Here is a 24,561-nt window from a genome sequence, read left to right on the forward strand (position 1 = left end):
AACCCCTATAAATGGAAGAAAATAAGGAAACTTCAAGACGGAAATTTCTTGATAATGGGCTTAAATTAGGTGTAGCCGCAGCAATAGGAAGCATTGGGTTGTCAAAATTGGCTTCCAAATTATATGCTAACAACACTAGTAATTCCAGTGAAAAAATGGAGCTTATGACTACCGATGGTACAATTGTTCAAGTGGATTCGTCAGAAGTTGTTGAGGTTATAAAGGCTCAAATAGGGGATATGGCTCATATGAACAAATCAGATGTTAGAGAAGGCATCCCCAACCGCAAATTTGTTATGGTTATTGATTTGGCCAAATGTAAAAATGCATTAAAATGTGTAATTTCCTGCAATAAACACCATTTTGTAACTGGTGAAAATGCTTGGATAAAGGTTCATAAAATGCAGGAATCTAAAGATACAGCACCATATTGGATGCCAAGAACTTGTATGCATTGCGATCAACCCGCCTGTGTAACAGTTTGCCCAGTTGATGCTACCTTTAAACGAAGGGATGGTTTAGTTTTAATAGACAATGAACGTTGTATTGGGTGCAGATTCTGTATGGCAGCCTGTCCATATTCCATTAGAGTTTTTAATTGGAGTGAGCCTGAACAAGGAGGAATGAGTGAAATCATGATGAACATGGATATGGGCCATGAAAATCTTTCCATTGAATATGCTGGATTACCAAGTAAAAAAGGCACCGTTGATAAATGTGATTTTTGCCCACATGCCATAAAAAACAACGAGCTTCCACACTGTGTTACAGCATGTCCAAATGGTGTATTCTATTTTGGTGATAAATATGAAGACACTGTTACCAATGGCGAAGAAACTGTACGGTTTAGTAAATTAATTAAAGATAAGGCTGGATATCGTTTAATGGAGGAATTAGGAACTGCACCAAGTGTTTATTATTTACCTCCAGTTAACAGGTTGGTTAAATTTGAAGATGGCCTTGAAAATTACAAAAAATATGAATCTGTAGAAACTCGCAACGAATAATGAAAAATTATGATGTTCTGCTAAAAGATTTAGCACCTAGAAAATTTGGAAAACGAGGTACAATTTGGGTAATTTTTTTATCGATAATTATTGTTATTGGATTATTTGCTTACATAGATCAAATTATTAAAGGTCAAGTGGTCACTAATATGCGAGACTATGCTCTATGGGGAATTTACATTTCAAATTTTGTGTTCTTTGTTGCCACCAGTTTTGTGGGTTCTGTTACTGTTGCCGTTTTAAGATTGACCAATAATTCATGGCGAACTCCTTTAGTCAGGATTGCTGAAATTATTTCATTATCTGCAATCGTAATGGCTGGATTGACCATTATGATTGATATGGGTAGACCAGACAGATTATTAAATCTATTTTTGCATGCCAGATTACAATCACCAATTACCTGGGATGTCATAATAATCCCAACTTCAATTGCCCTAAGCTTTTTGTTGTTATATTTTCCTTTACTACCTGATTTAGCATTGTTGAAAAAGCATTTTAAAAGCGCCAAACCAAAGTATAGTAAATGGTACGGTAAATTAGCTCTTAATTGGTCAGGGTCTAAAGCTCAAAAATTAATTCAAGAAAAGTCTATTAAAATTATTGCGGTAATGATTATTCCTGTAGGGATATTATTGCAAACCATTGATGCCTGGTTGTTTTCAACTACATATAGAATTGGTTGGGACAGCACTAATATGGGGGCCTATTTTATATCTGGTGCCTTTGTTGCAGGAGTGGGTGCATTAATAACTATGGTTTATATCTTAAGAAAAGTAAGAAGTCTTGAAAATTATATTACTGAATACCATTTTGATAAAATGGGTAAATATTTAGTCCTAGCTTGTTTTACCTATCTTTATTTTAATATCAATGAATATTTAATTCCTATTTTCACAGCTCCTGTTGAAGAGGATATCCACTTAAATGCTTTAATTTCTGGAGAGTATGCGCCAATTTTTTGGTTTGCACAGATAGTAGGGCTACTATTACCTATCCTTATATTATTGTTTAAAAAAGGCAGAAAACCATTTCCTATGTTTATTGTTGGCCTAATGGTCGTAGTGGGATCCTGGTGGAAACGTTATGTAATAGTCACACCAACATTATTGCATCCCTTTTTACCAATAGAAGGCGTACCAGAATCATGGCATCACTACTTCCCAAGTATCCATGAATGGTTAATAACTTTTGCGACATTGGCAATGTGTTTGTTGCTAATTACTTTGTTAGTTAGATATTTACCTATCATTCCTATACAAAGAACAGCTGATGAACAAGAATTGTTAAATATCGATAAAAATTAGAAGTCATGAAAATTCTAAACAATTACCCTATTTTATTTCTGGCTTTTCTATTTGCATTTATATTTAATGTAGAAATGCCTCAATTACATGCACAAGATGTTAAAAAAAGCACTGTGCGATTAAAGGCAGATTACTATAAAATAATGGATGGGGATATTTATTTTGATCTTGCTGCTACTGCAAGAGTAGATGGAGAAAATATAACTGTTCCTAATATTGATTTGATACTTACAAACGAATTTAATGGTGAAGAGGTTGAATTAGGTACGACGACGACCAATAAAATGGGTAAAAGTAAGTATATCCTTAAAAGTATAAATGAATTAAAACCTGACTCTTTAAACATTTATACAGTTAACGTTTCCTTTAAAGGAAATGAAAAGTTTAAAAGGGCTTCAAGAACCGTAAGTTTTAAAGACGCTTCAATTACTGCTTCTATTATTACAAAAGACAGTATAAATTATGTAAGTGCAATAATAAAAGAAACAAGTACTGACAGTTTGCTTAGTGACCAATATTTAAATGTTCAGGTTCAACGGTTGTTTAGACCTTTAAGAATTGGAGAAGAATTTAATAGCACAGATAAAAATGGCACAATAATTGTTCCTGTTGCAGAAGGGATACCAGGAATAGATGGTAATTTAATAATTGAGGTTGTTCTTCTGGATAGTGATGATTACGGAACAGTAAAGGCAATAATAAATGCTCCACTTGGAAAACCAATAGTTGAGGAATCAACATTTGACCAAAGAACAATGTGGTCTCCAAGAGGTAAAACACCTTTATTTCTGCTTATATTTCCAAACTTAATAATTTTTGGAATGTGGGGATTAATTATATATTTATTTATTAATTTGTTCAAAATTTCAAAATCTTAAAAATATGCAAACACTTAAAACAATAATACTTATAGGCATAATAGCATTTAGTTATTATTCATTTACCAGTACAATCCAAGATGAATGGCAGGTTCCTGATAAATATGTCAATATGAAAAATCCCATAAATCCCAAAGAGGACCTTGCTATCGGAAAATCGTTATATGATAAACATTGTAAATCTTGTCATGGTAAGGAAGGTTATGGCGATGGACCAAAGGCTGCAGAAATGAATGGCGATTTGGGTGACTTCTCATCTGAAGAATTCCAAGGTCAAACTGATGGAGCATTATTTTATAAAACGTCTTTTGGAAAAGATGATATGCCAGAATATACCAAAAAAATGCCTGATGATGAAGATAGATGGTTAATTGTAAATTATATGAGAACTTTGGCTGAATAAATTAAATAATCATTCTTTAATAATAAAAAAACCGAGCAAATTGCTCGGTTTTTTTATTATCTACCTTGTTGTCTTATGTAACAAAAGTTACAAAACATGACATATGTCATTAATTTCCTCATAATAACACTATACCTTTAATAGACTCGACTAGATTTCTATTAAAAATAGAAACCTTAATTTAAGGTTTGAGCCCTAAAAGAGAATATTTTAAGAAATCTATTTGGTTTTTTATTTAATTTCATAAATTCTCAATAATGGAAAATGACAATTCCAATACTGATTCTAGAAGATGGTTCTTAAAAACAATTTCAAGTGGAGGAATTCTTGCTGCTACAGGATTGGCACTAGGCACTCTTTCTTCATGTAAAGAAAAATCGGCCAAAAAAACAACGCTTTTAACAACCGATGGTAAATTGGTCCAGGTTCCAAATTCTGAAATTGAAGCCATGGAACATTTACATCAAGGCGCATCTCCTAAAGAAGCGCGAGAAGGTATTCCAGGAAAAAAGTGGGTCATGGTCGTAGATTTAAGCAAATGTAAAAATGCCAGAAAATGTATTAATTCATGTGACAAACATCATAACTTAACACCAGATAGACCATATATTAAGGTTTTGGAAATGAAAGACAATGAAAAATCATCTCCATATTGGATGCCAAAAAAATGTTTTCATTGTGATAATCCGCCTTGTGTAAAGGTTTGTCCAGTTGGCGCAACCTATAAACGTACTGATGGCATTGTTCTTATTGATAATGAACGCTGTATTGGTTGTAGGTTCTGTATGGCGGCTTGTCCATATTCCGCAAGAGTATTTAATTGGGGAGAGCCTCCTGAAGGAAAATTAGACCTGCCATATTCGCCTGAAACGAGTCTTCCCAGTAAAGTCGGAACCGTAGCAAAATGTGATTTTTGCCCAGATATGCTTCGCCAAAACAAACTACCCCATTGTGTGCCAGCTTGTCCAAATGGTGTCATTTATTTTGGTGATGAAATTGATGATACCGTAACTAATGGTGAAGAAACGGTAAGATTAAGTACTCTGTTAAAAGATAAAGCTGGTTACCGGTATTTAGAAGAACTAGGTACAAAACCACGTGTTTATTACCTGCCTCCAGTTGATAGGCTATTCCCTTTTGAAAAGGTTACCGAAGAAAATAGTGAGTCATGAATAAAGTATTACAACAAGAACAATTATATAGAACAAAAAGAGGAAAAGCTTTATTAGGTCATACTGTAAATACATCCTTAAAATATAAATTATGGATTACTTTTCTTCTTATCATTATTTGTATTGGTGGATATGCTTATTATAGACAGTTAAAGTTTGGACTTATTATAACCGCTATGAGAGATTACACGTCTTGGGGTATTTATATCTCAAATTTTGTGTTTTTTGTTGCCATAAGTTTAGTAGGATCTTTAATTAGTTCTATATTAAAACTCAATAATAATAATTGGTCTAGACCTTTAACAAGGTTATCTGAAATTATTGCTGTTGCGGCTATTATTTGTGCAGCAGTGATCATTATAGTTGACATGGGTCGTCCAGATCGTTTTTTCTATGTCATAATGCATTTAAGAATTCAGTCTCCAATTATTTGGGATGTCATTATTATTTCAACATACTTGGTGATAAGCTTATTATTGCTATACCTCTCATTACTTCCAGATATTGCACTTTGTCGTGATCGTTTAACTGTCATTCCAAAATGGAAAAAATGGTTATACCGTACTTTGTCTATTAATTGGAGTAATCATCCTAAACAAATAGAAATGCATTTAAAAGTAACAAAAATATTAGCTATTACCGTACTTCCTGTTGCTTTTGCAATCCACACTGTTACTTCATGGCTATTTGCAACAACCTGGCGACCAGGATGGGATAGCACCAATTTAGGCCCTTACTTTGTTTCTGGAGCCTTTATGGCTGGCGCCGCAGTAATTATTGTTGGAATGTATTTAGTTAGAATTCATTTGAAGCTTAAGAAATATATAACAGAATTGCATTTTGAAAAAATGGGTAGGCTTTTAGTGTTATTATCGCTGGTCTATCTTTATTTTAATATTAATGAATATCTTGGACCAGCTTTTAAAATGGTTGGCGTGGAAGGTGAGCATATTACAGAATTATTTACCGGGAAATATGCGCCAATGTACTGGTTTGTTCAATTAGTAGGACTTATTTTACCTATATTTTTTTTGATATTTAAACCATTTCGTAAACCATTGCCTATATTTATTATCTCCATATTTGTTGTTTTAGGAGCATGGTTGAAAAGGTTTTTAATAGTTATTCCATCACTTCAACACCCTTATTTACCAATTCAAGATGTCGACGAATCTTATTTACATTACATTCCTACATGGGAAGAATGGGCTATTACATTTTCATCTTTTGCTTGGTTTTTATTAATAATTACCGTGCTAATTAAATTATTTCCTGTAATCCCTATTTTAAAAGAAAAACTTGATTCTGAAACTATTGATAAACTAAATATTTTTAAAAATGAGAATTCATAACGATTTAAATATACAAGTGTTTAAGGTGTTAATTCTTTTAATTGTAATATGTTTTAATAACTCGACCCTTTATGCTCAAGATTCTATGGAGGAAGCTATTCTATCTGTTTCTTTCTCGGAAGAAGACAATACGAAAATTATTACAACCAAAGCAGTAGATCAATCTGGTTTACCTATTGAAGATCTTGAAGTATATTTTTATGTAAAAAGAACCTTTAGCTTATTACCAATAGGAGATCCTTTTAATATTACAGATGAAAATGGAATAGTAGAAATAGTATTTCCAAATGATTTACCTGGAGATGCCGAAGGTAATGTTATAATAGTTGTAAAGATACTTGATTCTGATTTATATAGCGATCAATCTAAAGAAATTACTCAAAATTGGGGACTACCTACTGAACTAGAAAATTTAGAAAGTGAAAAACGATCTTTATGGGCTTCTGCTGCTAATGCGCCAAAAAGTTTAATTATCATTGTTTGTTCAATGATATTCGCAGTATGGTATATAATTTGTTATATTTTTTTTAAATTATACAGAATAAGTAAAATTAAACCTTTAACTAATTAGAAATACAAATTCAATTATTATGAAAAATCGAATATTTATTATAAGCACCATTATTTTAGGGAGCTTTGCTTCAATTTCAATGATTTCTGGCAATATAATTATCCAAGAGCCTTGGAAAATTCCTTCAAAATATGTCAATATGGATAACCCCTACGCCACTGCTTCAGATGACGAGAAAGTAGGAAGAATTTTATATACAAAACATTGTAAATCCTGTCATGGTTCTAAAGGTCATGGTGATGGTACAAAAGCTGAAAGTATTGATACCAAAGTTCCAGATTTTGACACCGACTCTTTTAAAAAAGAAACTGATGGAAGCATTTACTATAAAACTATCATCGGCAGAGACGATATGCCAAGCTTTGAAAAAAAAATAACAGATGAGGAAGAGCGTTGGTTAGTTGTTAACTATATAAAATCTTTAGTAAAATAATTTGTAATATTCCTGAATTTTCATAATTAGTTTTTTAATTATAAAAACATGACAATTGTCATTAATTAAACCATTATTAGGTATTAATTTTGAATTGAGTACAAGAATATTCTAAATACTGTCTATGACCAAAACATTAAAATTTATTGGAATTTCTCATAGAACAGCTTCTGTTATGCAAAGGGAGGAGTTTCACATTTCTGAATTGGAAAAAGAAACTCTATCAGAAATCATTTGTAAAACATTTTCAGATGTTTCTGCTCTGTTGATTTTAGCCACTTGTAACAGAAGCGAAATTTATTTTGAATCCACCTCAACATCTGCTGCAAAAATTCGTGATTTCATTATTATTCATAAAACAAAAGATTATTCAAATTTATTTGTAAAGTATTTTACATATAGTAATAACACAGAAGAATCAGCACGACATTTACTAGATGTTGCTACCGGTTTAGAATCTATGATTATTGGTGACGCAGAAATTATCCATCAAATAAAAAAAGCTTATCAATTTTCCATAGCTCATAAACTCCAAGGCTCACTATTAGAGCGTGCTTTACAAGCAGTTTTTATAAGTCATAAACGCATAAGCAATGAAACTCATTTTAGGGATGGCACAACATCTGTAGCATATAAATCTTTAAAAGCCATTCGAAATAGTTATGGTAAAGCAGCTCTAAAAAACAAAAGTATCTTGTTCATCGGTGCTGGTGATATTGTAAAACAATTATTTAAATACAATTCAAAATTCAATTTTAAGAATATCTTCATCAGTAATCGTACTAGTGAAAAAGCACAAACTCTAGCTAACATTTTTAAATGTAAAACTTATAACTGGAACAAAGTTCTTAATAATGAATTTGATAATTTTGATGTTATAATTAGTGCTGCAAGCAACTGCCATCATCTTATTAAAAAGATTCCTCAAACAACTAAAAAATTATTGCTCATTGATTTAGCAGTTCCTAGCAATATAGACAAATCATCTATCAATAGAGACAATATTGTTTTTTATGATTTAGATTTAATTTCTGTCGATTTAGAAGAAACCAAAGAAAAACGACTTGCTGCAATAGACGAAGTAAATATTATCATTTCTGAAGAATTCGCTCAATTTAAAAAATGGCTTGAAGACGCGGTATTAAGAGACCATTTAGTAAAATCTAAATCAATTATCAATCAAAAAGTAAAAGACCTTTTTAAAAATCAAAACGAAGAATTGAATGAACGAAAAATTGAAGAAGTGACTAATAAAGTGATGCGAAAGTGGATGTCGCAACCTTATTCAAAAGTTCCATTCAGTAAAATTGATGCAATCATTGCCCAACAAGTAAGTTTGTTGAGCCAAGTTTAACTTTCACCTTTGATTTAAAGTTTAATTGATTTAAATATAGATAAGAAGGCCTTGTTATTAAAAAAAAATTATCATTTTAAGGTACATTCACTTCATGAAAAAATTTATCACTGGTTATTTAAAGTAGGGTTTTTGTAAAAAAAGAGCATCGTTAATACGATGCTCTTTTATATATATAGATATGTTATGACTTAATTGTTAACTGGTTCAATTTGAACCAAACCTCCAACAAGTGGAACATTATAAAACACACCTCTGTTAAAGTTAATTACTTTTGAACCATCTGCAGTAAAAGCATTAAACCAAAATGTACCATATATGCCTTTTGGGTCGTCATTATCTATATCCTCAACAATTATTTGTCCACTCGGCGGGTATAAAAATATGTTAGTATCCGGTGTATTTTTAGTAGAATAAACAGTGCCATCGGCAGCTACATAAAACGCTGCATTACCACTTTCCAATCCTAAATCAAAAGTTCCTCTAACATCGTTAGTTGTAATAAGTTGGACTCTTTCACCCAGATTTCCTCCTTCTATTACAAAGCCACCAAAATCAATATCTGCAGCATAAAATTGGGCCTTCCATAATTCTCCATTTTTATGCCCTTGAATAGCTGGCGTATTAAATTCAATTTCGTCAGAACAATTAAAAAAAGTTACAAGGCATAAAGCCATTAACAATATATTTCTTTTCATATCATTTTTTCATCAATCTATAAAGTATGAATTACAAATAACTTAAAAAGGTTTGAAAAAGTATAATAAAATCGATGAAAGTATCTTTTTTAAATAAAAAGTTGAATTTTAAATATTTGTATTATCTTTGCAGCCTCATTAATAACAGAGGTCGAGAACCTCACAAATTAATTTATATGCCAGTAAAAATTAGATTACAAAGACACGGTAAAAAAGGAAAACCTTATTACTGGATTGTTGCAGCCGATGCACGATCAAAAAGAGATGGTAGATACCTAGATAAATTAGGTGCTTATAATCCAAACACTAATCCTGCTACCATAGAATTAGATGTTGATGGTGCTGTAAAATGGTTACAAAATGGTGCTCAACCAACAGATACTGCAAGAGCAATATTATCTTATAAAGGAGCAATGTTAAAAAACCATTTGGCTATAGGTGTTAAAAAAGGAGCTTTTACTGAAGAAGAAGCTGAAAAGAAATTTCAAGCTTGGTTGGATGACAAAGCTGCTAAAATTGACGCCAAAAAAGATGGTTTAGCGAAAGCTGATGCTGATGCAAAAGCCAAAGCTTTAGCTGCAGAAAAAGCGGTAAATGAAGCCAGAATTGCTGTTGAAGAAGTTGTTGAAGAACCAACTGAAGAACCTACAGTTGCAAAAGCAGAAGCTTCAAACGAAGAAGAATAAAAAATTTATTTTTATACTTTTAAACCCAGACTTTGTTCTGGGTTTTTTATTCTAATTCATTATGCAAAAACAAGATTGTTTTTATCTCGGTAAAATTGTAAAGAAATATAGTTTTAAAGGAGAGTTACTTATTAAGTTAGATACAGATGAACCAGAGATTTATGAAAATCTGGAAGCTATTTTCATTGATTTACGAAATAATTTAGTGCCCTTTTTTATCGAATCTTCTCAATTACATAAATCTGAATTGTTACGTGTAAAGTTTGAAGATGTTGATACCGAAGCAGACGCTGAAGCATTATTAAAATGTGATCTCTATCTACCTCTTGATTTATTGCCCAAATTAGAAGATGATAAATTTTATTTTCATGAAGTTATAGGTTTTGAAATTAAAGATATCTATTTTGGTAAAGTAGGGGTAATTAAATCCATTAATGATTCTACTGCACAAGCACTTTTTGAAATTGATAGAGATGGTGTTGAAATATTAATTCCAATGAATGATGAATTCATTAAAAAAGTAGATAAAAAAAATAAAACGATTTTGGTAGAAACGCCTGAAGGGTTAATTGATTTGTATCTATAAAATTTAAGACAAGAATACATCTTCTCTCTGAAAAACTCTCATAGTATCTTGAATATTATCTCTTTGCCTTATTAGGATTTTGCATAACGAAAGTGGCAAATTAATTTCCCTTAATAATTCATTATAGCTATCTATACTTGTTTGTAATAAGTTAAATATTTCGAATAAAATGTTTTCATTATCGTTTAACGAATCATTATTACTGTCATTCATCTGGTTTTTATGATAATATTTACTTAACACATTAACAGATCTAGGAGCAATATTATGACTATCAATTTCTTTTCTTAATTCCATACTAAATTCACTCCTTTTAATTTGTCTTTCTTTAAAAAATGCTTTCAACGTATCATCAGTGGCGTTTTTAAATGCCTCAAGATAAATTTTCTCAACCTTATAATTCATGTTTAATAAATCATTTAATTTGTTGGAAAATTTATCAGAATATCTCATAGAGTTAATAGTTAGAATTAAAATGCTATTTTAAAAAACTTTTTGCAAATTAAAAAAAGTATGTCAAATGATCCTTTTGTTTTTAAAAAGTTTTCCATAAATCAAACCAAATGTGCCATGAAAATTGGTACTGATTCCGTTTTACTTGGGGCTTGGACGGCTGTTGAAAACTATTTGAATTCAATTCTAGACATTGGAGCAGGAACTGGTATCCTTTCTCTGATGCTGGCGCAACGAAGCGATGCTGAAGTGATTGATGCCATTGAAATTGACAATAGTGCCTATGAACAATGCGTCGAGAATTTTGAAAATTCTAAATGGAATGACAAATTATTTTGCTACCATGCCTCACTTTTAGAATTTACAGATGAAATTGATAATAGATACGATTTGATTCTTTCAAATCCACCATTTTATTCAGAAGATTATAAAACCAAAAACTCTCAACGTGATTTAGCAAGATTTCAGGATGCTATGCCTTTTGAGCATTTACTCAAATGTACCTCAAAATTACTTTCTACTAATGGAATTTTTTCTGTTGTCATTCCTCATAAAGAAGAAGCACAGTTTATTCATTTAGCCTCGAATTTTAAATTATATCCAAATAGAATCTTGTACGTAAAAGGAAATATAAATTCAGAAATAAAGCGAAGTTTGATTGAATTTTCTTTCCATGAAAGTGACGTAGAAACTACAGAACTCATCATCGAAACCTCAAGACATCAATACACTGAAGATTACATAAATCTCACTAAAGATTTTTATTTAAAAATGTAGTTAATAGCTTCTCAAAAGAGGTCGTGTTAAACAGGTTGGTCCACCACCACCTTTTACACTAATTTCTTCACCTTTATATATTTCAACCTTACAACCAGCTTTCTTTAAACGACTTAAAGTCTTTGGATTGCCATCAACCATGATGCATTGTCTAGGCGCAATGGCTAGAACATTGCAGCCCATGCTTTCAAACTCGTTGTCTGGAACTTCTATTAGTTGAAAACCTCTTTCAAGCAATTGATTTCTGAATTTTATTGGTATTAACGGTGAATAAACTACAGCCAAATCCTTATCGACTGGGCTTAAAATAGACATCAAATGAAACACATCTTCTTTGCCTTTGTAATGCGGTAAATCCACAACAATTAATTCAATGCCATTTGCTTCAAGTAACTGTTTTAGTTGGTTTATTCCATCTTCATTAGTGCGGTACGTATGACCAACAGCCAACGTTTTTTCATCCAACCAAGCAACATCACCTCCTTCTAGAGTTCCTGGGAACCGAATTTCTCCCAGAATAGAAATATTACATTTTAAATATTCTTCTCTATGGGATTTTGGTTCGTTGATTCTACCCGCTTTACCCATATTACAAAGTATCATTCCAAAATCTGTTGCTATAGAGGCATCTCTGCAATAGATTGAATCTATTTTTACAGAATTGTCTTCTGGGAAATATTTTAAATCAATTTTTGAAGCTTTCAATAATTTTTCAAATGCTCTATATTCTTTGATGGCCACTTCAAAATCAGGCTGTGCTAAATAATTCAATTCTTTCCATTGTTTATTTAATTCATTTTGAGAAACGAATGCATTTTCAGCTGATTTGATATAAACCGATTTAAGTTTTAAATATTCTGAATGACTTGTTGTTTTCATTTACTTTTCGCGTTTATTCCATTGCATCAATACATAGAACGGAATCCCTGCCAGCAATAACAAAAATCCATAAAAAACAGTATTGGGTCCTGCACCAAAAATAGCCCAGATGGAGTATGTAGCTCCAAGAGTTCCTAAAGTGAATGTTTTAAAAGCATTATTCAAATGAAGTTTCTTTTCTATTAAAACTATAATATAGGCAGCAGCCGTAAATAAATAAGGGATAAGGGCTGTGAAAACAACCAAATTAGCAATAAATGAAAATTGATCTACCAACCCTTTGGTGTAATTCATCAACATTACCACAGAAGTTAAGATACTTCCAATAATTAACCCTAAATATGGTGCACTATTTTTATTTTCTTTCTTAAAAACTCTTGGGAACATATTATCATTCGCTGTGGCCATTGGTAATTGCCCAGACATTAAAATCCATCCGTTTAAACATCCTAAAGCAGAGATAGCAGCGCCTGCCGCAACAAAATATCCTGCATATTCACCTCCAATAATTTTCCCAGCATCTGCAAAAGGTGCTGGTGAAGTTTGTAAAGTATCAATTGGTAACATCCCAAATAACACAACCGTTCCTAAAATATAAACAAGTGTAGAAATGATGGTTCCTAACATAGTTGCTCTTGGAATTGTTTTCTCCGGATTCTTGACACTTCCAGCTGGAATTGAAGCAGATTCAATGCCTAAAAAAGCATAAAGTGTAAACGTTGCAGCTCCAGCTAATGCAGCCAAATCAGAATTTCCAGTTAAATTAAATGATGGGAAGTTGTTGCTATTAAAATAAAATACCCCAAATAAAATAACAAATACTAAAGGGGAAAGTTTTAAAATTGTAGTAATCACCTGAAATTTTCCCGAAGCACTAACACCTCTACTATTAATCCAGGTTAACAACCAAATTATTCCCAATCCAATAGAAATTGCCAAAATGGAATTGGTTTTTAACTCTGGAAAAAATACACTTAATGCGCTTATAATTGCAGTAATCAAAGCTGCATTACTTACCCAAATTGATATCCAATAGCCCCAAGCCACCAAAAATCCTATAAAATCCCCAAAACCAGCTTTAGAATAGGCATAAGGTCCACCACTTATTCCCGGGAGAATTCTACTCATGTTGCTAAATATTTTAGCCAAAATCATTGCCCCAACAGCTGTAAACAACCAACCTAGTAAACTTATACTTCCATATTTAGCCAATGTTGCTGGCAATAAAAATATTCCCGCGCCAATCATATTCCCTACAACTAATGACGTGGTGGTTATTAATCCGATTTTTTGAGGTTTTGACATGCTGTTAATGGTTAGTTAAGAATGAACTAAATGTACAATTATATTATTTATGAAAGAAAATTCTTTATCGTACAAAATATTTCTATAGAATTTAAATCGTTTTCACTAGATATAGTTAACTTTGAAAACATTAAATTCAACCTTAAATGAGACCAGATTTATTTGAAGCTCCTGACTATTACAATCTTGATGAACTTCTATCAGATGAGCACAAATTAGTGCGAGATGCCTCCAGAGAATGGGTAAAACGAAGTGTATCTCCTATCATTGAAGAATATGCGCAAAAAGCAGAATTTCCTACACAAATTATAAATGGCTTGGCAGAAATTGGGGCTTTTGGCCCATATATTCCTATCGAATATGGTGGCGCAGGTTTAGATCAGATTTCTTATGGGCTGATCATGCAAGAAATAGAACGGGGTGATTCTGGTGTTCGTTCAACTGCATCTGTTCAATCATCTTTAGTGATGTATCCTATCTGGAAATACGGTACTGAAGAACAACGTCAAAAATACTTGCCTAAATTAGCTTCTGGTGAATGGATGGGTTGTTTCGGATTAACGGAACCAGATCATGGAAGTAATCCTGCTGGTATGGTAACCAACTTTAAAGATAAAGGTGATCATTATCTTTTAAACGGTGCCAAAATGTGGATAAGCAATGCGCCTTTTGCTCAAGTTGCAATTGTTTGGGCAAAAAATGAAGAAGGTCGTATTCATGGATTAATAGTAGAACGTGGAATGGAAGGTTTTTCTACTCCAGAAACGCATAACAAGTGGTCGCTTCGGGCAAGTGCAACTGGAGAACTTATTTTTGATAATGTTAAAGTACCCAAAGAAAATTTATTGCCTAATAAATCAGGGCTTGGTGCACCGCTTGGCTGTCTAGATTCTGCGCGTTATGGCATTGCTTGGGGAGCTATTGGAGCAGCTATGGACTGTTACGATACCGCACTTCGGTATAGTAAAGAACGCATGCAATTTGGGAAACCCATTGGACAATTTCAGTTACAACAAAAAAAACTAGCTGAAATGATTACCGAAATTACCAAAGCTCAATTACTAACTTGGCGATTGGGTGTTTTACGTAACGAAGGTAAAGCAACTTCAGCACAAATTTCAATGGCAAAACGCAACAATGTAGACATGGCTATTAATATTGCAAGAAAAGCAAGGCAGATTTTAGGCGGTATGGGAATTACTGGAGAATACAGTATTATGCGCCACTCAATGAATCTTGAAAGCGTTATTACTTATGAAGGCACTCATGATATTCATCTTTTAATAACTGGATTGGATATTACAGGATTGAACGCATTTAAGTAATACATAAAATTTTAAAGCCAATTTAAGTTTAAACATGAAAAAAGTATTACTAATATGTTCATGTATGATTTGCATTCTGCTGTCATGCCATGGAAATCAAGATATGGCTTTATCATCAAATATAAATTTAGATAATCAGGGTAATCTAGACGATGATAATGATGAAAGCAATACAGTAGATAATGAAGAAGAAATACTGATCAAAGAATTCAAAATTTTATCATTAGGAGATAGTTATACAATAGGACAAAGCGTCTGTGAAACTTGTAGATTCCCAGAACAACTTAAAGACAGTTTAATTAATAATATTGCAAATAGTAATTATACTTTAGATGTTATTGCTAAAACAGGTTGGACAACCACTGACCTTAAAAATGCAATAAACTCTCAAAACACTTCTCAAGATTATGATTTAGTTACACTTCTTATAGGAGTAAACAATCAGTATCAAAATAAACCTTTTAGTTTGTATGAAACTGAATTTCCTGAATTACTTGATACTGCTATTATTCATGCACAAGGCAACAAAAATAAAGTCATAGTTATTTCAATTCCTGATTATGCCTATACTCTTTTTGGTCAAGGCATCTCAAATTCTGAACAAATATCTGAAGAATTAAATCACTATAATGACTTCGCGAAGCAATATTCAACTGAAAAAGATGTCACTTTTATCTACATTACAGATATAACTAGAGAAGGTTTAAACAATCCTAATTTAGTTGCTTCTGATGATTTACATCCATCTGAATTTGCATATTCATTATTCGTTGAGCGCCTACTCCCAAATGCTATAGAAAAATTACAATAAGTTTTACTACATTAGTTAAAACTATTTTATGTCTTCAAAATCCAGATTTGATAGAGCTTATAAAAATGCCAATATTATAGATTTTGACAATAATAGTAAGTTTATATTATTTAGTGATTGTCATCGTGGCGATAATAGTTTTGCAGACGATTTTGCTAACAACCGAAATATTTATTTTCATGCTTTAAAGCATTACTACAATGAAGGGTTTACCTATTGTGAATTAGGTGATGGCGATGAACTATGGGAGAATTTGTCTTTCCAACCTATTCTGCAAGCTCACAAAAATGTTTATATGTTGATGAAACAATTTCATCAACAGGATAGGCTGCATATGATTTGGGGAAATCATGATATGGTATATAGAAACCCCAATTATGTTGAAAAAAACCTAACCACCTATTTTGACCAAAAACTAGGTGAAGATGTAGAATTGTTTTGCGACTTGAAATACCATGAAGGCATCATATTAAAACACTCCGAAACTGGGCAGGAATTGTTTTTAACTCATGGGCATCAAGCAGATTGGTGGAACTATACGATTTGGAAATGGAGTAGATTTTTAGTTAGAATACTTTGGAAGCCATTAAACGTAATGGGTATTGCAGACCCAACAAGCCCAGCAAAAAATTATAAAGAGCTTATTAAAGTTGAACGCAGAACAAAAAAATGGATCATAGAAAATAACAATCTCATAACGATTGTTGGACATACACATAGGCCTCGTTTTCCTGAACCAGGAGATATTGCTTTTTTTAATGATGGTAGTTGTGTACATCCTAGAAGTATTACCGGTTTAGAAATTGAAAATGGAGAAATATCACTTATAAAATGGCAAATATCGACTAAAGAAGATGGCACACTTCAAATTGTGAGGGTATTGCTTGAAGGTCCTAAAAAACTGATAAATTACAAAACTAATTAGAGCATTATGTACACTAAAAGAAATTACTCATTAAGAGATATGTTACGATGGACTAGATATGACATTTATAGGTTTATCCTTATAGCTCTTATTCCTATTATACTTTATTACTTTTTAAACTGGAAATGGCTGCATTTACCATGGCTTCCGATAGCCCTAATTGGTACCGCAGTTGCATTCATTATTGGTTTTAAGAACAATGCATCTTATGGTCGTTTATGGGAAGCCAGAATGATTTGGGGTGGCATTGTGAATGCAAGTAGATCATGGACTATCATGGTAAAAGATTTTATTACCAATGAATTTTCTGAACACAAGATTTCTGAAGAAGAATTAAATGCTATTAAAAAAGAATTGGTTTATAGACATATTGGTTGGATAACGGCTTTAAGACATCAAATGCGTGAATCTAGACCATGGGAAATATTCATGACAATTAAGGCCAATAAAGAGTATAGGAGGCTTTATGATATTCCAGAAAAAAATATTTCTATAGAAGATGACCTTAAAAAGCATCTGTTTTCTGAAGAGCTGTCATATATCATGAAAAAATCAAATAAAGCTACGCAAATTTTGTCCTTACAATCTAAACAACTAAAGACACTAAAACTTAAAGGATTAATTGATGATTTCAGACATATGGAAATGGAGAAAATGCTAGTTGAATTTTATACACTTCAAGGTAAAAGTGAACGTATTAAGAATTTTCCTTATCCTAGACAGTTTGCTACATTAAACAGGTTTTTTGTATGGATATTTATTTTTCTATTACCATTTGGCATAATGCACGAATTTGATAAAATAGGTATGACTTTACTTGAAACTTTGCAGGAAAATCATATGGCATATACGGCTACAGGGCAAAAAATATTTGAAATTATAGCTAAATATTTTATCTGGTTGAGTTTACCTTTTAGCGTTATTGTTGCTTGGGTATTTCACACCATGGAACGAATTGGTGAGACTAGTGAAAATCCTTTTGAGGGCAATGCAAACGATGTCCCAATTTCAACCATTGCCAATGGTATTGAGATAGATATCAAGGAAATGATTGATGATGAAAACCTACCTGAAAAGCTTAAACCTAAATACGATGTGCAAATGTAAATATTAGCTTTCTGGTGCAAGCTCTACTTCCAGTCCGTACATTTCTGGAGTCATTTGAATTTGGCAGCCTAATCTAGAATTATTTTTTACATAAAATGCTTCACCAAGCATAGCCTCTTCGTCATCCTGCATTTCTGGTAATTCATGATCTGACAAAACATAGCATTGGCAAGAAGCACACATAGCCATACCACCGCAAACACCAATAGTTCCTTCTGGAGCAAGTTCATAGCTTCTTACTACTTCCATCAAGTTCATTGCCATATCTGTGGGTGCTATTACTTGGTGAATTGTGCCTAATCTATCTTTTATTTTTATTGAAATATCTTCCATCAAAATTAAAGTCTTTTATAAAATAGTCGTAAAAATAGACTATAATTTCAAATCCTAAAATATAATTCCTACTAAATTAGTAGGAATTATAAATTTCGTATTTTTTTCAATATATATTTTAAAACAATGCAGTAAAAAATAGCAGTCATGAAGGGCTAGTTCCTTCCGTTATTCCAATATTGTGGTTTGGTGTCTTCGGTTTCTTGATTCCAATAATCTTGTGTTACTTTATGACCATCGAAAGTTTCAAGTTTACGTTGGAAAACCCAAATAGTTGGGTTAAAAACCATATCGGTAACTGCTACCGTGTAAAGTTGTGGGTCATCTTCTGTTTTTCTTTTTTCTTCTTCAATAAGAACTTCAAAACCATTGTACTCTAATAGTTTTTTTAAAAAATCTCTTCTGTTTGCATTGACTCCTTTTTCCACAAAAGTAACTCTTGTATCCTCAATACTACCGAACATATGTTTTCCAGATAATGCCATGTCAACTAATAAAGGTTTTTACTTAATTCATAAATATAGTCGTATAACGGACTGTAAATTCCAAGTACTAAAATACCTATTGCAGTCATTAATAATCCTAATCTCATATAAATCTTACTTTTAAAATAAGGGATAGCATTTTCACTTTTTCTCAAGAACATGGCTCGTACTACTAAAAGATAATAATATAAAGATATTGTCACATTAACCACTGCTAGAAATACCAGTAGATAATAACCTTCGCTGGCTGCTGCTGTAAACAAAAAGAATTTTCCGAAAAATCCTGCAACAGGTGGTATTCCTGCCAAAGAAAACAACGCCAACATCATGACTAAACTTAAATTCGGATTTGTTCTGTAAAGCCCTTCATAATCTTTAATCTGTTCTTTTCCTGTTTGTAATGATATTGCTTGAACAACACCAAAGGCAGCCAAATTCGAAAAAACATAAATTAAAACAAAATATACAACAGTGGCAGTTCCTAATTGGTTCCCTATAATTAGTCCCAACAAAATAAAGCCAGCTTGTGCAATAGATGAAAATGCTAAAAAGCGTTTCATATTTTGTTGCCGAAGTGCAAATAAATTTCCGATAAACATCGTAAGAATTGCCACAATATAAACTATATTTTCCCAAATATGCATTAGCGGTTTTAAAACAGTAAATAATAAAATCATTAATATAAAAACAGCTGCACCTTTTGAAATAACCGACAGATAAGATGCAATACTAATTGGCGCGCCTTCATAAACGTCGGCTGTCCAAAAATGAAATGGCACCAACGAAATCTTAAAGGCAAGACCAGCGAAAAACAATATAAATCCTAAAAGTGTTAAGTTTGCAGAAGTAATTGTTTCATTAATATCGTTAAAATAAATTGACCCCGTTGTTGCGTATAACATAGAAATTCCAAATAAAGATACACCAGATGCTAAAGCAGCTGATAATATCAACTTAATACCAGACTCACTTGATATACGCTTTGAAGTTTCAAAAGCAGCCAATGCAGCTACTGGAAGTGTTGATAATTCCAATCCCAAGTAAAACATTAGAAAATCTCCGGATGAAATCATAAAGTACATTCCTAGCAGAGAAGCGAAAAGCAGCATGAAGAATTCTGTACCACGATGTTGTTCAACTATTTTTTCCTGTAACCAATCTCCAGATTGCAATAGCAAAATAAAGACGCCCAAATTTAGAATATTTTTAAAAAATTGAATCAAAGCATTTGTGTGAAACATACCTCCAAATAGGCTGCCATAATCTATATTTAAAAACCCAATAGCCGTATGCAAACCAAACAGGAATATAGCCAAATGAACGATGCTGTTTTTTTTATTGGACGCTATAAAGACTTCTCCTATGATCAACAATAAAATTACTCCTAAAAGAATAATTTCGTGTCTCATTAATAAAAAATTACTAAAATCCATTTTTTAAGTTTTCTATATTAAACCTTGAATAAAAGGTTGTAAACTTTCTAGTATCATATCACTTAACCAAAGTGGTGCTACTCCAATTCCAACAATAGGAATAAGCAATAACAAAATTCCAGATTTTTCATACCATGTTACTCGTTCCAACTTCAAATAAGCCTCATTTTTAACTGGTCCCATAAGCATAATTCCAACAACACGTAAAATATAAACCGCTGTAATTACAATTACTGCAACTGAAAGTATTGTTGCTACCCTAATAAACACATCTTCATTTTGAAATGCGCCAACAAAAATGTTCATTTCAGCAATAAAACCGCTAAATCCAGGTAATCCCAAAGACGCTAATCCTGCAATGACATAAACCACCGAAATAAATGGAATGACTTTTAATAATCCTCCCAATTTTGCTATATCTCTGGTATGTGTTCGTTCATATATCATTCCAATTAATGCAAAAAATAATGCCGTCATAAATCCGTGTGAAAGTGACTGAAGAATCGCACCGTTCCATGCTGTTTTATTCAGCATCAATAAAGCAAATAGAACCAATCCTAAATGACTTACAGATGAATAAGCGTTAATATATTTTAAGTCTGTTTGTTTTAAAGCACTGAAAGCGCCATATATTACTCCAATTACAGAAAGGATTATAAACACCCATGACCAATCAATCGCACCTTCAGGCAATAAATACATAGCTACCCTAAACACACCATAACCACCCAACTTCATTAACACACCGGCATGTAACATCGACACTGCTGTCGGTGCCGAAGCATGACCATCTGGTGACCAGGTATGGAAAGGGAATAAGGCTCCAATAACAGCGAATCCAATAAAAGTTAATGGGAAAAACAATTTTTGGGCTTCAAAGGGAATATTGACTTTGGCAATTTCAAGTATGTTAAAAGTTAACGCTCCACCATCGGCATCTGAATTGAAGTAAATTCCTAAAATACCAACCAATAAAACCGCAGATGCTCCCATAAGCATTAAGGTTAATTTCATTGCAGAATATTCCTTCGGTCCAGAACCCCAAATCCCAATTAATAGGTACATTGGGATTACGGCAATTTCAAAAAACACAAACATGGTGAAAAGATCAATCGAAATAAAGAATCCATAAACACCAATTGAAAGTACAATTAGTGAAATAAAGAATTCTTTAGGTAGATCGTACATTTTCCAAGAAATAAAAACACCTGCAAGAACTACAATGGACGTTAATAATAATAACGCCACTGAAATACCATCGACTCCAACACTGTAATAAATATTAAATTGTTTGAACCAAATCATATCTCTGGTAAAAACCATAATATCTTCATTGATCGCTCTTTCTTTGAAATAGGCGAATACAAGATTTATAGACATCCCTAACTGAATAATGCTCCCCAACATGGCAACAATCCTAGCTTGTTTTAAGTTTCTAGTGAACACTAAACCCAAAATGGTTATGAGAGGAACAATTACAAAAAGTGATAAAATATCCATATTTCTCGTTTAACTTGTCAGTAAATAAATAGAGACTAATGCAATAACAACAACTCCAGCGATGAATGCAAAAGCATAATCCTGTACTTTACCAGACTGAATTCCTTTTATTTTCTCTGAAGCCCATACTGTTTTGTTTCCAATGCCCACCATAGTTCCATCCACATATTTATTGTCAAATTTTGCTATTGGACCTGAAACTCTTTTGAACAGGATTTTTTTAGTCACAAACATATAAATCTCATCAAAGTAGAACTTGTCACTTGCCCATTTATAAAATGGACCAAATGCTTTTGCATACTTATCTGATAAACTATTTTCCTTCTTATAAAATACCCAAGCCATTATTATTCCAATTAATCCAACAGCAGTTGCAATGGCTGCCAACGAGTAATTTAAATGTGCGTCAAATCCATTTTTGTCTGCAGTGACAAATTCACTGAACGGAATAAACCCAGCTGTAATGCTCAGAAATGCTAATACCATTAATGGAAAAGTCATCGATAGTGGTGACTCTTTTGGCGTATGATTATAGGTTTTTTCTTTTCCCCAGAATATCCCAAAGTAAATTCTGAATATATAAAATGCCGTAAGTCCAGCAACGAAGACGCCAACATAATAGATCAATTTATTATGCTCATAAGCAGCGACTAAAATTTCATCCTTACTCCAAAATCCAGCAAAAGGTGGAATCCCTGCAATGGCAATTGCTGCTATTAAAAAAGTGAAATTGGTAATTGGCATATACTTTCGCAATCCTCCCATATCTTTTAAATAATTGCTATGAACTGCATGAATTACAGAACCAGCTCCAAGAAATAAGAGCGCCTTAAACATGGCATGTGTAAATAAATGAAACATGGAGGCCATATATCCAACGCCTTCTTGACCATCATATCCAGAAACACCCAACGCCAACATCATGTAACCCAATTGTGACATCGTTGAAAACGCAAGAACGCGTTTTATGTCGGTTTGTGTTATTGCTATAATTGCGGCAAATAATGCCGAAAACGCACCCACATAAGCTACTATATTTAAAGCGAATCCATCTTCAACAAAATAGAACATCGGAAACAATCGGGCTACTAAAAATATACCTGCTACTACCATAGTCGCTGCATGGATTAAAGCCGACACCGGTGTTGGACCTTCCATGGCATCAGGTAACCAAATGTGAAATGGAAACATGGCAGATTTTCCTGCACCACCAATAAAAATAAGAATCAGTGCCCAAGTAATTACAGATAACCCCATAAAGGAAGTTGCGGCCCAATTTAGAATAGCGCTTCCTTCTGGATTGTTTAATGTTTCAAAATCAAATGTCCCAGTGTAAAACCCTATAATTAATATTCCTATAAGGAATCCGAAATCGGCAAATCGTGTAACAATAAATGCCTTCTTTGCAGCAGCAATTGCAGAGGTTTTTGTATAATAATATCCTATTAACAAATATGAAGACACACCTACTAATTCCCAAAAGATATAAATTTGAAATAGGTTGGTAGCCAATACTAAACCATACATTGAAAAGGTAAACAAGGATAGAAACGCAAAGAATTTGGTATAACCATTATCACCTTTCATATAACCTCGACTATATATATGAACCATCAATGAGACAATCGAAACCACCACAAGCATCATCATAGAAATTGGATCAATTAATATGCCCATATCTATATGAAGTGCATCCGTAAAATTCATCCAGATAGACTTTTCAGTAAATGTTTGATACGTTCCATCAACTTTACCACTTATAAAGAAATAATGATACGCTGCATATAACGACAAGGATGCAGATGCCAATAATCCAAATACACCAACATATCCCGAAACAGCTGGCTTTATTTTTTGATTAAATATCCCAAGCAGTAAGAATACTACCAAAGGAATTAACGGAACTAATATGATGTAACTAATGTTCATGTTTTAAATATTAAAACTTCATAACTTCAGTATCTTTAACCTCAACAGAACTAATTTGTCTATATAGGTTAATAATTATTGCAACAGCCAACGCGGTTTCGGCCGCTGCAATTGCAATAATAAAAATTGAGAACAATACACCTTGTAATACATCTGGATATAAATACTTATTTATGATTACAAAATTCACAACAGAAGCATTTAATATCATCTCCACCGAAATTAAGATTGATATCAGATTCCTTCTTGTTAAAAACCCATAAATACCAATGAAAAATAATATCGTTGTTAGGGTTAATATTTCATATATGCTAATGCCTTCTATCATAATCAATTATCATTTTTTTCGTTCAGTTTTTTACCTTTCGCAATAACAATCCCACCAATCATAGCTGCCAATAAAACGACACTAATAACTTCGAATGGTAAAATAAAACCGCCAGAATCATAGCTTAATAATTTTGATCCGATTTGCGCTGTAGTGGTCGATATATTATTTTCTACAACTTCAAATTGATGAGAATAAATTGTCGTTAAAATAATGCCAATGCCAATTAAACAAACTATCGCTGTTAAAAACTGTCTAAAAGGTTTAGCCATTTCCAATTTCAATTCGATATGATGCACTAATAGAACGGAAAAAATAATAAGTATAATAATACCACCAGCGTAAACAGTTAGTTGAATTGCTGCCAAAAAATTATAATCTATCAAAAAGAAAATACCTGCTATACCAACTAAAACAAATAGTAAATAAATAACCGATCGAAGCATCCTACGGCTACTTACAGCTGCAATCGCAAATATAATCATTGATAAAGCTATGATGTAAAATAGTATTCGTTCCATATA

The 24,561-nt window shown here is 32.5% G+C and carries 27 protein-coding genes; 16 read left to right on the plus strand and 11 right to left on the minus strand.

Annotated features, from left to right (window positions below):
- Positions 1-11 precede the first annotated feature (11 nt).
- From AAFP94_RS02005 to hemA, 9 genes are all read left to right on the plus strand, one after another.
- On the plus strand, positions 12-1,007 hold the full coding sequence (locus tag AAFP94_RS02005; protein WP_316660828.1) for a 4Fe-4S dicluster domain-containing protein: 996 nt from the start codon (positions 12-14) through the stop codon (positions 1,005-1,007).
- Positions 1,007-2,314 carry an NrfD/PsrC family molybdoenzyme membrane anchor subunit gene (gene nrfD, locus AAFP94_RS02010; RefSeq protein WP_316660827.1) on the plus strand — a complete coding sequence of 436 codons (1,308 nt, stop codon included), beginning with the start codon at positions 1,007-1,009 and terminating at the stop codon, positions 2,312-2,314. The genes AAFP94_RS02005 and nrfD (AAFP94_RS02010) overlap by 1 nt, the downstream gene beginning before the upstream one ends.
- Before the next feature lie 5 nt (positions 2,315-2,319).
- On the plus strand, positions 2,320-3,192 hold the full coding sequence (locus AAFP94_RS02015; RefSeq protein WP_316660826.1) for a hypothetical protein: 873 nt from the start codon (positions 2,320-2,322) through the stop codon (positions 3,190-3,192).
- A 4-nt stretch (positions 3,193-3,196) separates the two neighbouring features.
- A complete protein-coding gene (locus tag AAFP94_RS02020) occupies positions 3,197-3,595 on the plus strand; it encodes a c-type cytochrome (protein ID WP_316660825.1) in 399 nt (132 codons plus the stop codon).
- A 257-nt stretch (positions 3,596-3,852) separates the two neighbouring features.
- Positions 3,853-4,767: a 4Fe-4S dicluster domain-containing protein gene (locus AAFP94_RS02025; protein ID WP_316660824.1), complete on the plus strand. Its 915-nt coding sequence runs from the start codon at positions 3,853-3,855 to the stop codon at positions 4,765-4,767.
- Positions 4,764-6,119, plus strand: coding sequence for an NrfD/PsrC family molybdoenzyme membrane anchor subunit (nrfD, locus tag AAFP94_RS02030; RefSeq protein WP_316660823.1), 1,356 nt, complete (start codon positions 4,764-4,766; stop codon positions 6,117-6,119). The genes AAFP94_RS02025 and nrfD (AAFP94_RS02030) overlap by 4 nt, the downstream gene beginning before the upstream one ends.
- Positions 6,106-6,690 (plus strand): Ig-like domain-containing protein, encoded by a 585-nt coding sequence (locus AAFP94_RS02035; protein WP_316660822.1) that lies wholly within the window; start codon positions 6,106-6,108, stop codon positions 6,688-6,690. The genes nrfD (AAFP94_RS02030) and AAFP94_RS02035 overlap by 14 nt, the downstream gene beginning before the upstream one ends.
- 19 nt (positions 6,691-6,709) lie before the next feature.
- Positions 6,710-7,123: a c-type cytochrome gene (locus AAFP94_RS02040; RefSeq protein ID WP_316660820.1), complete on the plus strand. Its 414-nt coding sequence runs from the start codon at positions 6,710-6,712 to the stop codon at positions 7,121-7,123.
- Positions 7,124-7,247: 124 nt separating this feature from the next.
- On the plus strand, positions 7,248-8,477 hold the full coding sequence (gene hemA, locus AAFP94_RS02045; RefSeq protein WP_316660818.1) for a glutamyl-tRNA reductase: 1,230 nt from the start codon (positions 7,248-7,250) through the stop codon (positions 8,475-8,477).
- Positions 8,478-8,668: 191 nt separating this feature from the next.
- Here hemA and AAFP94_RS02050 read toward each other — a convergent pair whose 3' ends face one another.
- On the minus strand, positions 8,669-9,175 hold the full coding sequence (locus tag AAFP94_RS02050; protein WP_316660817.1) for a DUF6252 family protein: 507 nt from the start codon (positions 9,173-9,175) through the stop codon (positions 8,669-8,671).
- A gap of 176 nt (positions 9,176-9,351) precedes the next feature.
- On the opposite strand from AAFP94_RS02050, the gene AAFP94_RS02055 reads away from it, so the two are divergent.
- Both AAFP94_RS02055 and rimM read left to right on the plus strand, forming a co-directional pair.
- A complete protein-coding gene (locus AAFP94_RS02055) occupies positions 9,352-9,861 on the plus strand; it encodes a 30S ribosomal protein S16 (protein ID WP_316660816.1) in 510 nt (169 codons plus the stop codon).
- Between the two features lie 61 nt (positions 9,862-9,922).
- Positions 9,923-10,447 carry a ribosome maturation factor RimM gene (rimM, locus tag AAFP94_RS02060; protein WP_316660815.1) on the plus strand — a complete coding sequence of 175 codons (525 nt, stop codon included), beginning with the start codon at positions 9,923-9,925 and terminating at the stop codon, positions 10,445-10,447.
- Between the two features lie 3 nt (positions 10,448-10,450).
- On the opposite strand, the gene AAFP94_RS02065 is transcribed toward rimM, so the two are convergent.
- The gene (locus AAFP94_RS02065) at positions 10,451-10,900 is read right to left on the minus strand and encodes a DUF2383 domain-containing protein (RefSeq protein ID WP_316660813.1); all 450 of its coding nucleotides are present in this window, start codon (positions 10,898-10,900) and stop codon (positions 10,451-10,453) included.
- 117 nt (positions 10,901-11,017) lie between these two features.
- Between AAFP94_RS02065 and AAFP94_RS02070 the strand changes: the two genes are divergently transcribed.
- On the plus strand, positions 11,018-11,677 hold the full coding sequence (locus AAFP94_RS02070) for a tRNA1(Val) (adenine(37)-N6)-methyltransferase (protein WP_316660812.1): 660 nt from the start codon (positions 11,018-11,020) through the stop codon (positions 11,675-11,677).
- Here AAFP94_RS02070 and AAFP94_RS02075 read toward each other — a convergent pair whose 3' ends face one another.
- Together AAFP94_RS02075 and AAFP94_RS02080 are read right to left on the minus strand one after the other, a co-directional pair.
- Positions 11,678-12,556 carry a dimethylarginine dimethylaminohydrolase family protein gene (locus AAFP94_RS02075; RefSeq protein ID WP_316660810.1) on the minus strand — a complete coding sequence of 293 codons (879 nt, stop codon included), beginning with the start codon at positions 12,554-12,556 and terminating at the stop codon, positions 11,678-11,680.
- Positions 12,557-13,861 (minus strand): amino acid permease, encoded by a 1,305-nt coding sequence (locus AAFP94_RS02080; protein WP_316660809.1) that lies wholly within the window; start codon positions 13,859-13,861, stop codon positions 12,557-12,559.
- 146 nt (positions 13,862-14,007) lie between these two features.
- Between AAFP94_RS02080 and AAFP94_RS02085 the strand changes: the two genes are divergently transcribed.
- Genes AAFP94_RS02085 through AAFP94_RS02100 form a run of 4 tightly spaced genes read left to right on the plus strand, consistent with a single transcriptional unit; the run spans position 14,008 to position 18,029 of the window.
- Positions 14,008-15,186 carry an acyl-CoA dehydrogenase family protein gene (locus AAFP94_RS02085; protein WP_316660807.1) on the plus strand — a complete coding sequence of 393 codons (1,179 nt, stop codon included), beginning with the start codon at positions 14,008-14,010 and terminating at the stop codon, positions 15,184-15,186.
- Positions 15,187-15,220: 34 nt separating this feature from the next.
- Positions 15,221-15,997: an SGNH/GDSL hydrolase family protein gene (locus tag AAFP94_RS02090; RefSeq protein WP_316660805.1), complete on the plus strand. Its 777-nt coding sequence runs from the start codon at positions 15,221-15,223 to the stop codon at positions 15,995-15,997.
- 28 nt (positions 15,998-16,025) lie between these two features.
- Positions 16,026-16,922, plus strand: coding sequence for a metallophosphoesterase family protein (locus tag AAFP94_RS02095; protein WP_316660804.1), 897 nt, complete (start codon positions 16,026-16,028; stop codon positions 16,920-16,922).
- Between the two features lie 6 nt (positions 16,923-16,928).
- Entirely contained in the window at positions 16,929-18,029 is a 1,101-nt protein-coding gene (locus AAFP94_RS02100; protein WP_316660803.1) for a bestrophin family protein, read from the plus strand.
- A 3-nt stretch (positions 18,030-18,032) separates the two neighbouring features.
- Here AAFP94_RS02100 and AAFP94_RS02105 read toward each other — a convergent pair whose 3' ends face one another.
- From AAFP94_RS02105 to AAFP94_RS02135, 7 genes are all read right to left on the minus strand, one after another.
- Positions 18,033-18,362: a 2Fe-2S iron-sulfur cluster-binding family protein gene (locus tag AAFP94_RS02105; protein ID WP_316660802.1), complete on the minus strand. Its 330-nt coding sequence runs from the start codon at positions 18,360-18,362 to the stop codon at positions 18,033-18,035.
- Positions 18,363-18,517: 155 nt separating this feature from the next.
- The gene (locus tag AAFP94_RS02110; RefSeq protein WP_316660801.1) at positions 18,518-18,847 is read right to left on the minus strand and encodes a hypothetical protein; all 330 of its coding nucleotides are present in this window, start codon (positions 18,845-18,847) and stop codon (positions 18,518-18,520) included.
- Between the two features lie 5 nt (positions 18,848-18,852).
- Entirely contained in the window at positions 18,853-20,256 is a 1,404-nt protein-coding gene (locus AAFP94_RS02115) for an NADH-quinone oxidoreductase subunit N (protein ID WP_316660799.1), read from the minus strand.
- Between the two features lie 36 nt (positions 20,257-20,292).
- Complete coding sequence (locus AAFP94_RS02120; protein ID WP_316660798.1) at positions 20,293-21,780, minus strand: complex I subunit 4 family protein; 1,488 nt, start codon at positions 21,778-21,780, stop codon at positions 20,293-20,295.
- Positions 21,781-21,789: 9 nt separating this feature from the next.
- Positions 21,790-23,709, minus strand: coding sequence for an NADH-quinone oxidoreductase subunit L (gene nuoL, locus AAFP94_RS02125; protein WP_316660797.1), 1,920 nt, complete (start codon positions 23,707-23,709; stop codon positions 21,790-21,792).
- A 10-nt stretch (positions 23,710-23,719) separates the two neighbouring features.
- Positions 23,720-24,037, minus strand: coding sequence for an NADH-quinone oxidoreductase subunit NuoK (gene nuoK, locus AAFP94_RS02130; protein WP_316660795.1), 318 nt, complete (start codon positions 24,035-24,037; stop codon positions 23,720-23,722).
- A 2-nt stretch (positions 24,038-24,039) separates the two neighbouring features.
- Positions 24,040-24,558, minus strand: coding sequence for an NADH-quinone oxidoreductase subunit J family protein (locus tag AAFP94_RS02135; protein WP_316660794.1), 519 nt, complete (start codon positions 24,556-24,558; stop codon positions 24,040-24,042).
- Between the last annotated feature and the right edge of the window lie 3 nt (positions 24,559-24,561).

The organism is Gilvirhabdus luticola (genome assembly GCF_040117515.1).
GTDB lineage: Bacteria > Bacteroidota > Bacteroidia > Flavobacteriales > Flavobacteriaceae > Gilvirhabdus > Gilvirhabdus luticola.

Bases quoted from the DNA above. Each gene is read 5' to 3' on its own strand.
- AAFP94_RS02005 (WP_316660828.1), top strand. From the start codon at position 12: ATGGAAGAAAATAAGGAAACTTCAAGACGGAAATTTCTTGATAATGGG.
- nrfD (WP_316660827.1), top strand. From the start codon at position 1,007: ATGAAAAATTATGATGTTCTGCTAAAAGATTTAGCACCTAGAAAATTT.
- AAFP94_RS02015 (WP_316660826.1), top strand. From the start codon at position 2,320: ATGAAAATTCTAAACAATTACCCTATTTTATTTCTGGCTTTTCTATTT.
- AAFP94_RS02020 (WP_316660825.1), top strand. From the start codon at position 3,197: ATGCAAACACTTAAAACAATAATACTTATAGGCATAATAGCATTTAGT.
- AAFP94_RS02025 (WP_316660824.1), top strand. From the start codon at position 3,853: ATGGAAAATGACAATTCCAATACTGATTCTAGAAGATGGTTCTTAAAA.
- nrfD (WP_316660823.1), top strand. From the start codon at position 4,764: ATGAATAAAGTATTACAACAAGAACAATTATATAGAACAAAAAGAGGA.
- AAFP94_RS02035 (WP_316660822.1), top strand. From the start codon at position 6,106: ATGAGAATTCATAACGATTTAAATATACAAGTGTTTAAGGTGTTAATT.
- AAFP94_RS02040 (WP_316660820.1), top strand. From the start codon at position 6,710: ATGAAAAATCGAATATTTATTATAAGCACCATTATTTTAGGGAGCTTT.
- hemA (WP_316660818.1), top strand. From the start codon at position 7,248: ATGACCAAAACATTAAAATTTATTGGAATTTCTCATAGAACAGCTTCT.
- AAFP94_RS02050 (WP_316660817.1), bottom strand. From the start codon at position 9,175: ATGAAAAGAAATATATTGTTAATGGCTTTATGCCTTGTAACTTTTTTT.
- AAFP94_RS02055 (WP_316660816.1), top strand. From the start codon at position 9,352: ATGCCAGTAAAAATTAGATTACAAAGACACGGTAAAAAAGGAAAACCT.
- rimM (WP_316660815.1), top strand. From the start codon at position 9,923: ATGCAAAAACAAGATTGTTTTTATCTCGGTAAAATTGTAAAGAAATAT.
- AAFP94_RS02065 (WP_316660813.1), bottom strand. From the start codon at position 10,900: ATGAGATATTCTGATAAATTTTCCAACAAATTAAATGATTTATTAAAC.
- AAFP94_RS02070 (WP_316660812.1), top strand. From the start codon at position 11,018: ATGAAAATTGGTACTGATTCCGTTTTACTTGGGGCTTGGACGGCTGTT.
- AAFP94_RS02075 (WP_316660810.1), bottom strand. From the start codon at position 12,556: ATGAAAACAACAAGTCATTCAGAATATTTAAAACTTAAATCGGTTTAT.
- AAFP94_RS02080 (WP_316660809.1), bottom strand. From the start codon at position 13,861: ATGTCAAAACCTCAAAAAATCGGATTAATAACCACCACGTCATTAGTT.
- AAFP94_RS02085 (WP_316660807.1), top strand. From the start codon at position 14,008: ATGAGACCAGATTTATTTGAAGCTCCTGACTATTACAATCTTGATGAA.
- AAFP94_RS02090 (WP_316660805.1), top strand. From the start codon at position 15,221: ATGAAAAAAGTATTACTAATATGTTCATGTATGATTTGCATTCTGCTG.
- AAFP94_RS02095 (WP_316660804.1), top strand. From the start codon at position 16,026: ATGTCTTCAAAATCCAGATTTGATAGAGCTTATAAAAATGCCAATATT.
- AAFP94_RS02100 (WP_316660803.1), top strand. From the start codon at position 16,929: ATGTACACTAAAAGAAATTACTCATTAAGAGATATGTTACGATGGACT.
- AAFP94_RS02105 (WP_316660802.1), bottom strand. From the start codon at position 18,362: ATGGAAGATATTTCAATAAAAATAAAAGATAGATTAGGCACAATTCAC.
- AAFP94_RS02110 (WP_316660801.1), bottom strand. From the start codon at position 18,847: ATGGCATTATCTGGAAAACATATGTTCGGTAGTATTGAGGATACAAGA.
- AAFP94_RS02115 (WP_316660799.1), bottom strand. From the start codon at position 20,256: ATGAGACACGAAATTATTCTTTTAGGAGTAATTTTATTGTTGATCATA.
- AAFP94_RS02120 (WP_316660798.1), bottom strand. From the start codon at position 21,780: ATGGATATTTTATCACTTTTTGTAATTGTTCCTCTCATAACCATTTTG.
- nuoL (WP_316660797.1), bottom strand. From the start codon at position 23,709: ATGAACATTAGTTACATCATATTAGTTCCGTTAATTCCTTTGGTAGTA.
- nuoK (WP_316660795.1), bottom strand. From the start codon at position 24,037: ATGATAGAAGGCATTAGCATATATGAAATATTAACCCTAACAACGATA.
- AAFP94_RS02135 (WP_316660794.1), bottom strand. From the start codon at position 24,558: ATGGAACGAATACTATTTTACATCATAGCTTTATCAATGATTATATTT.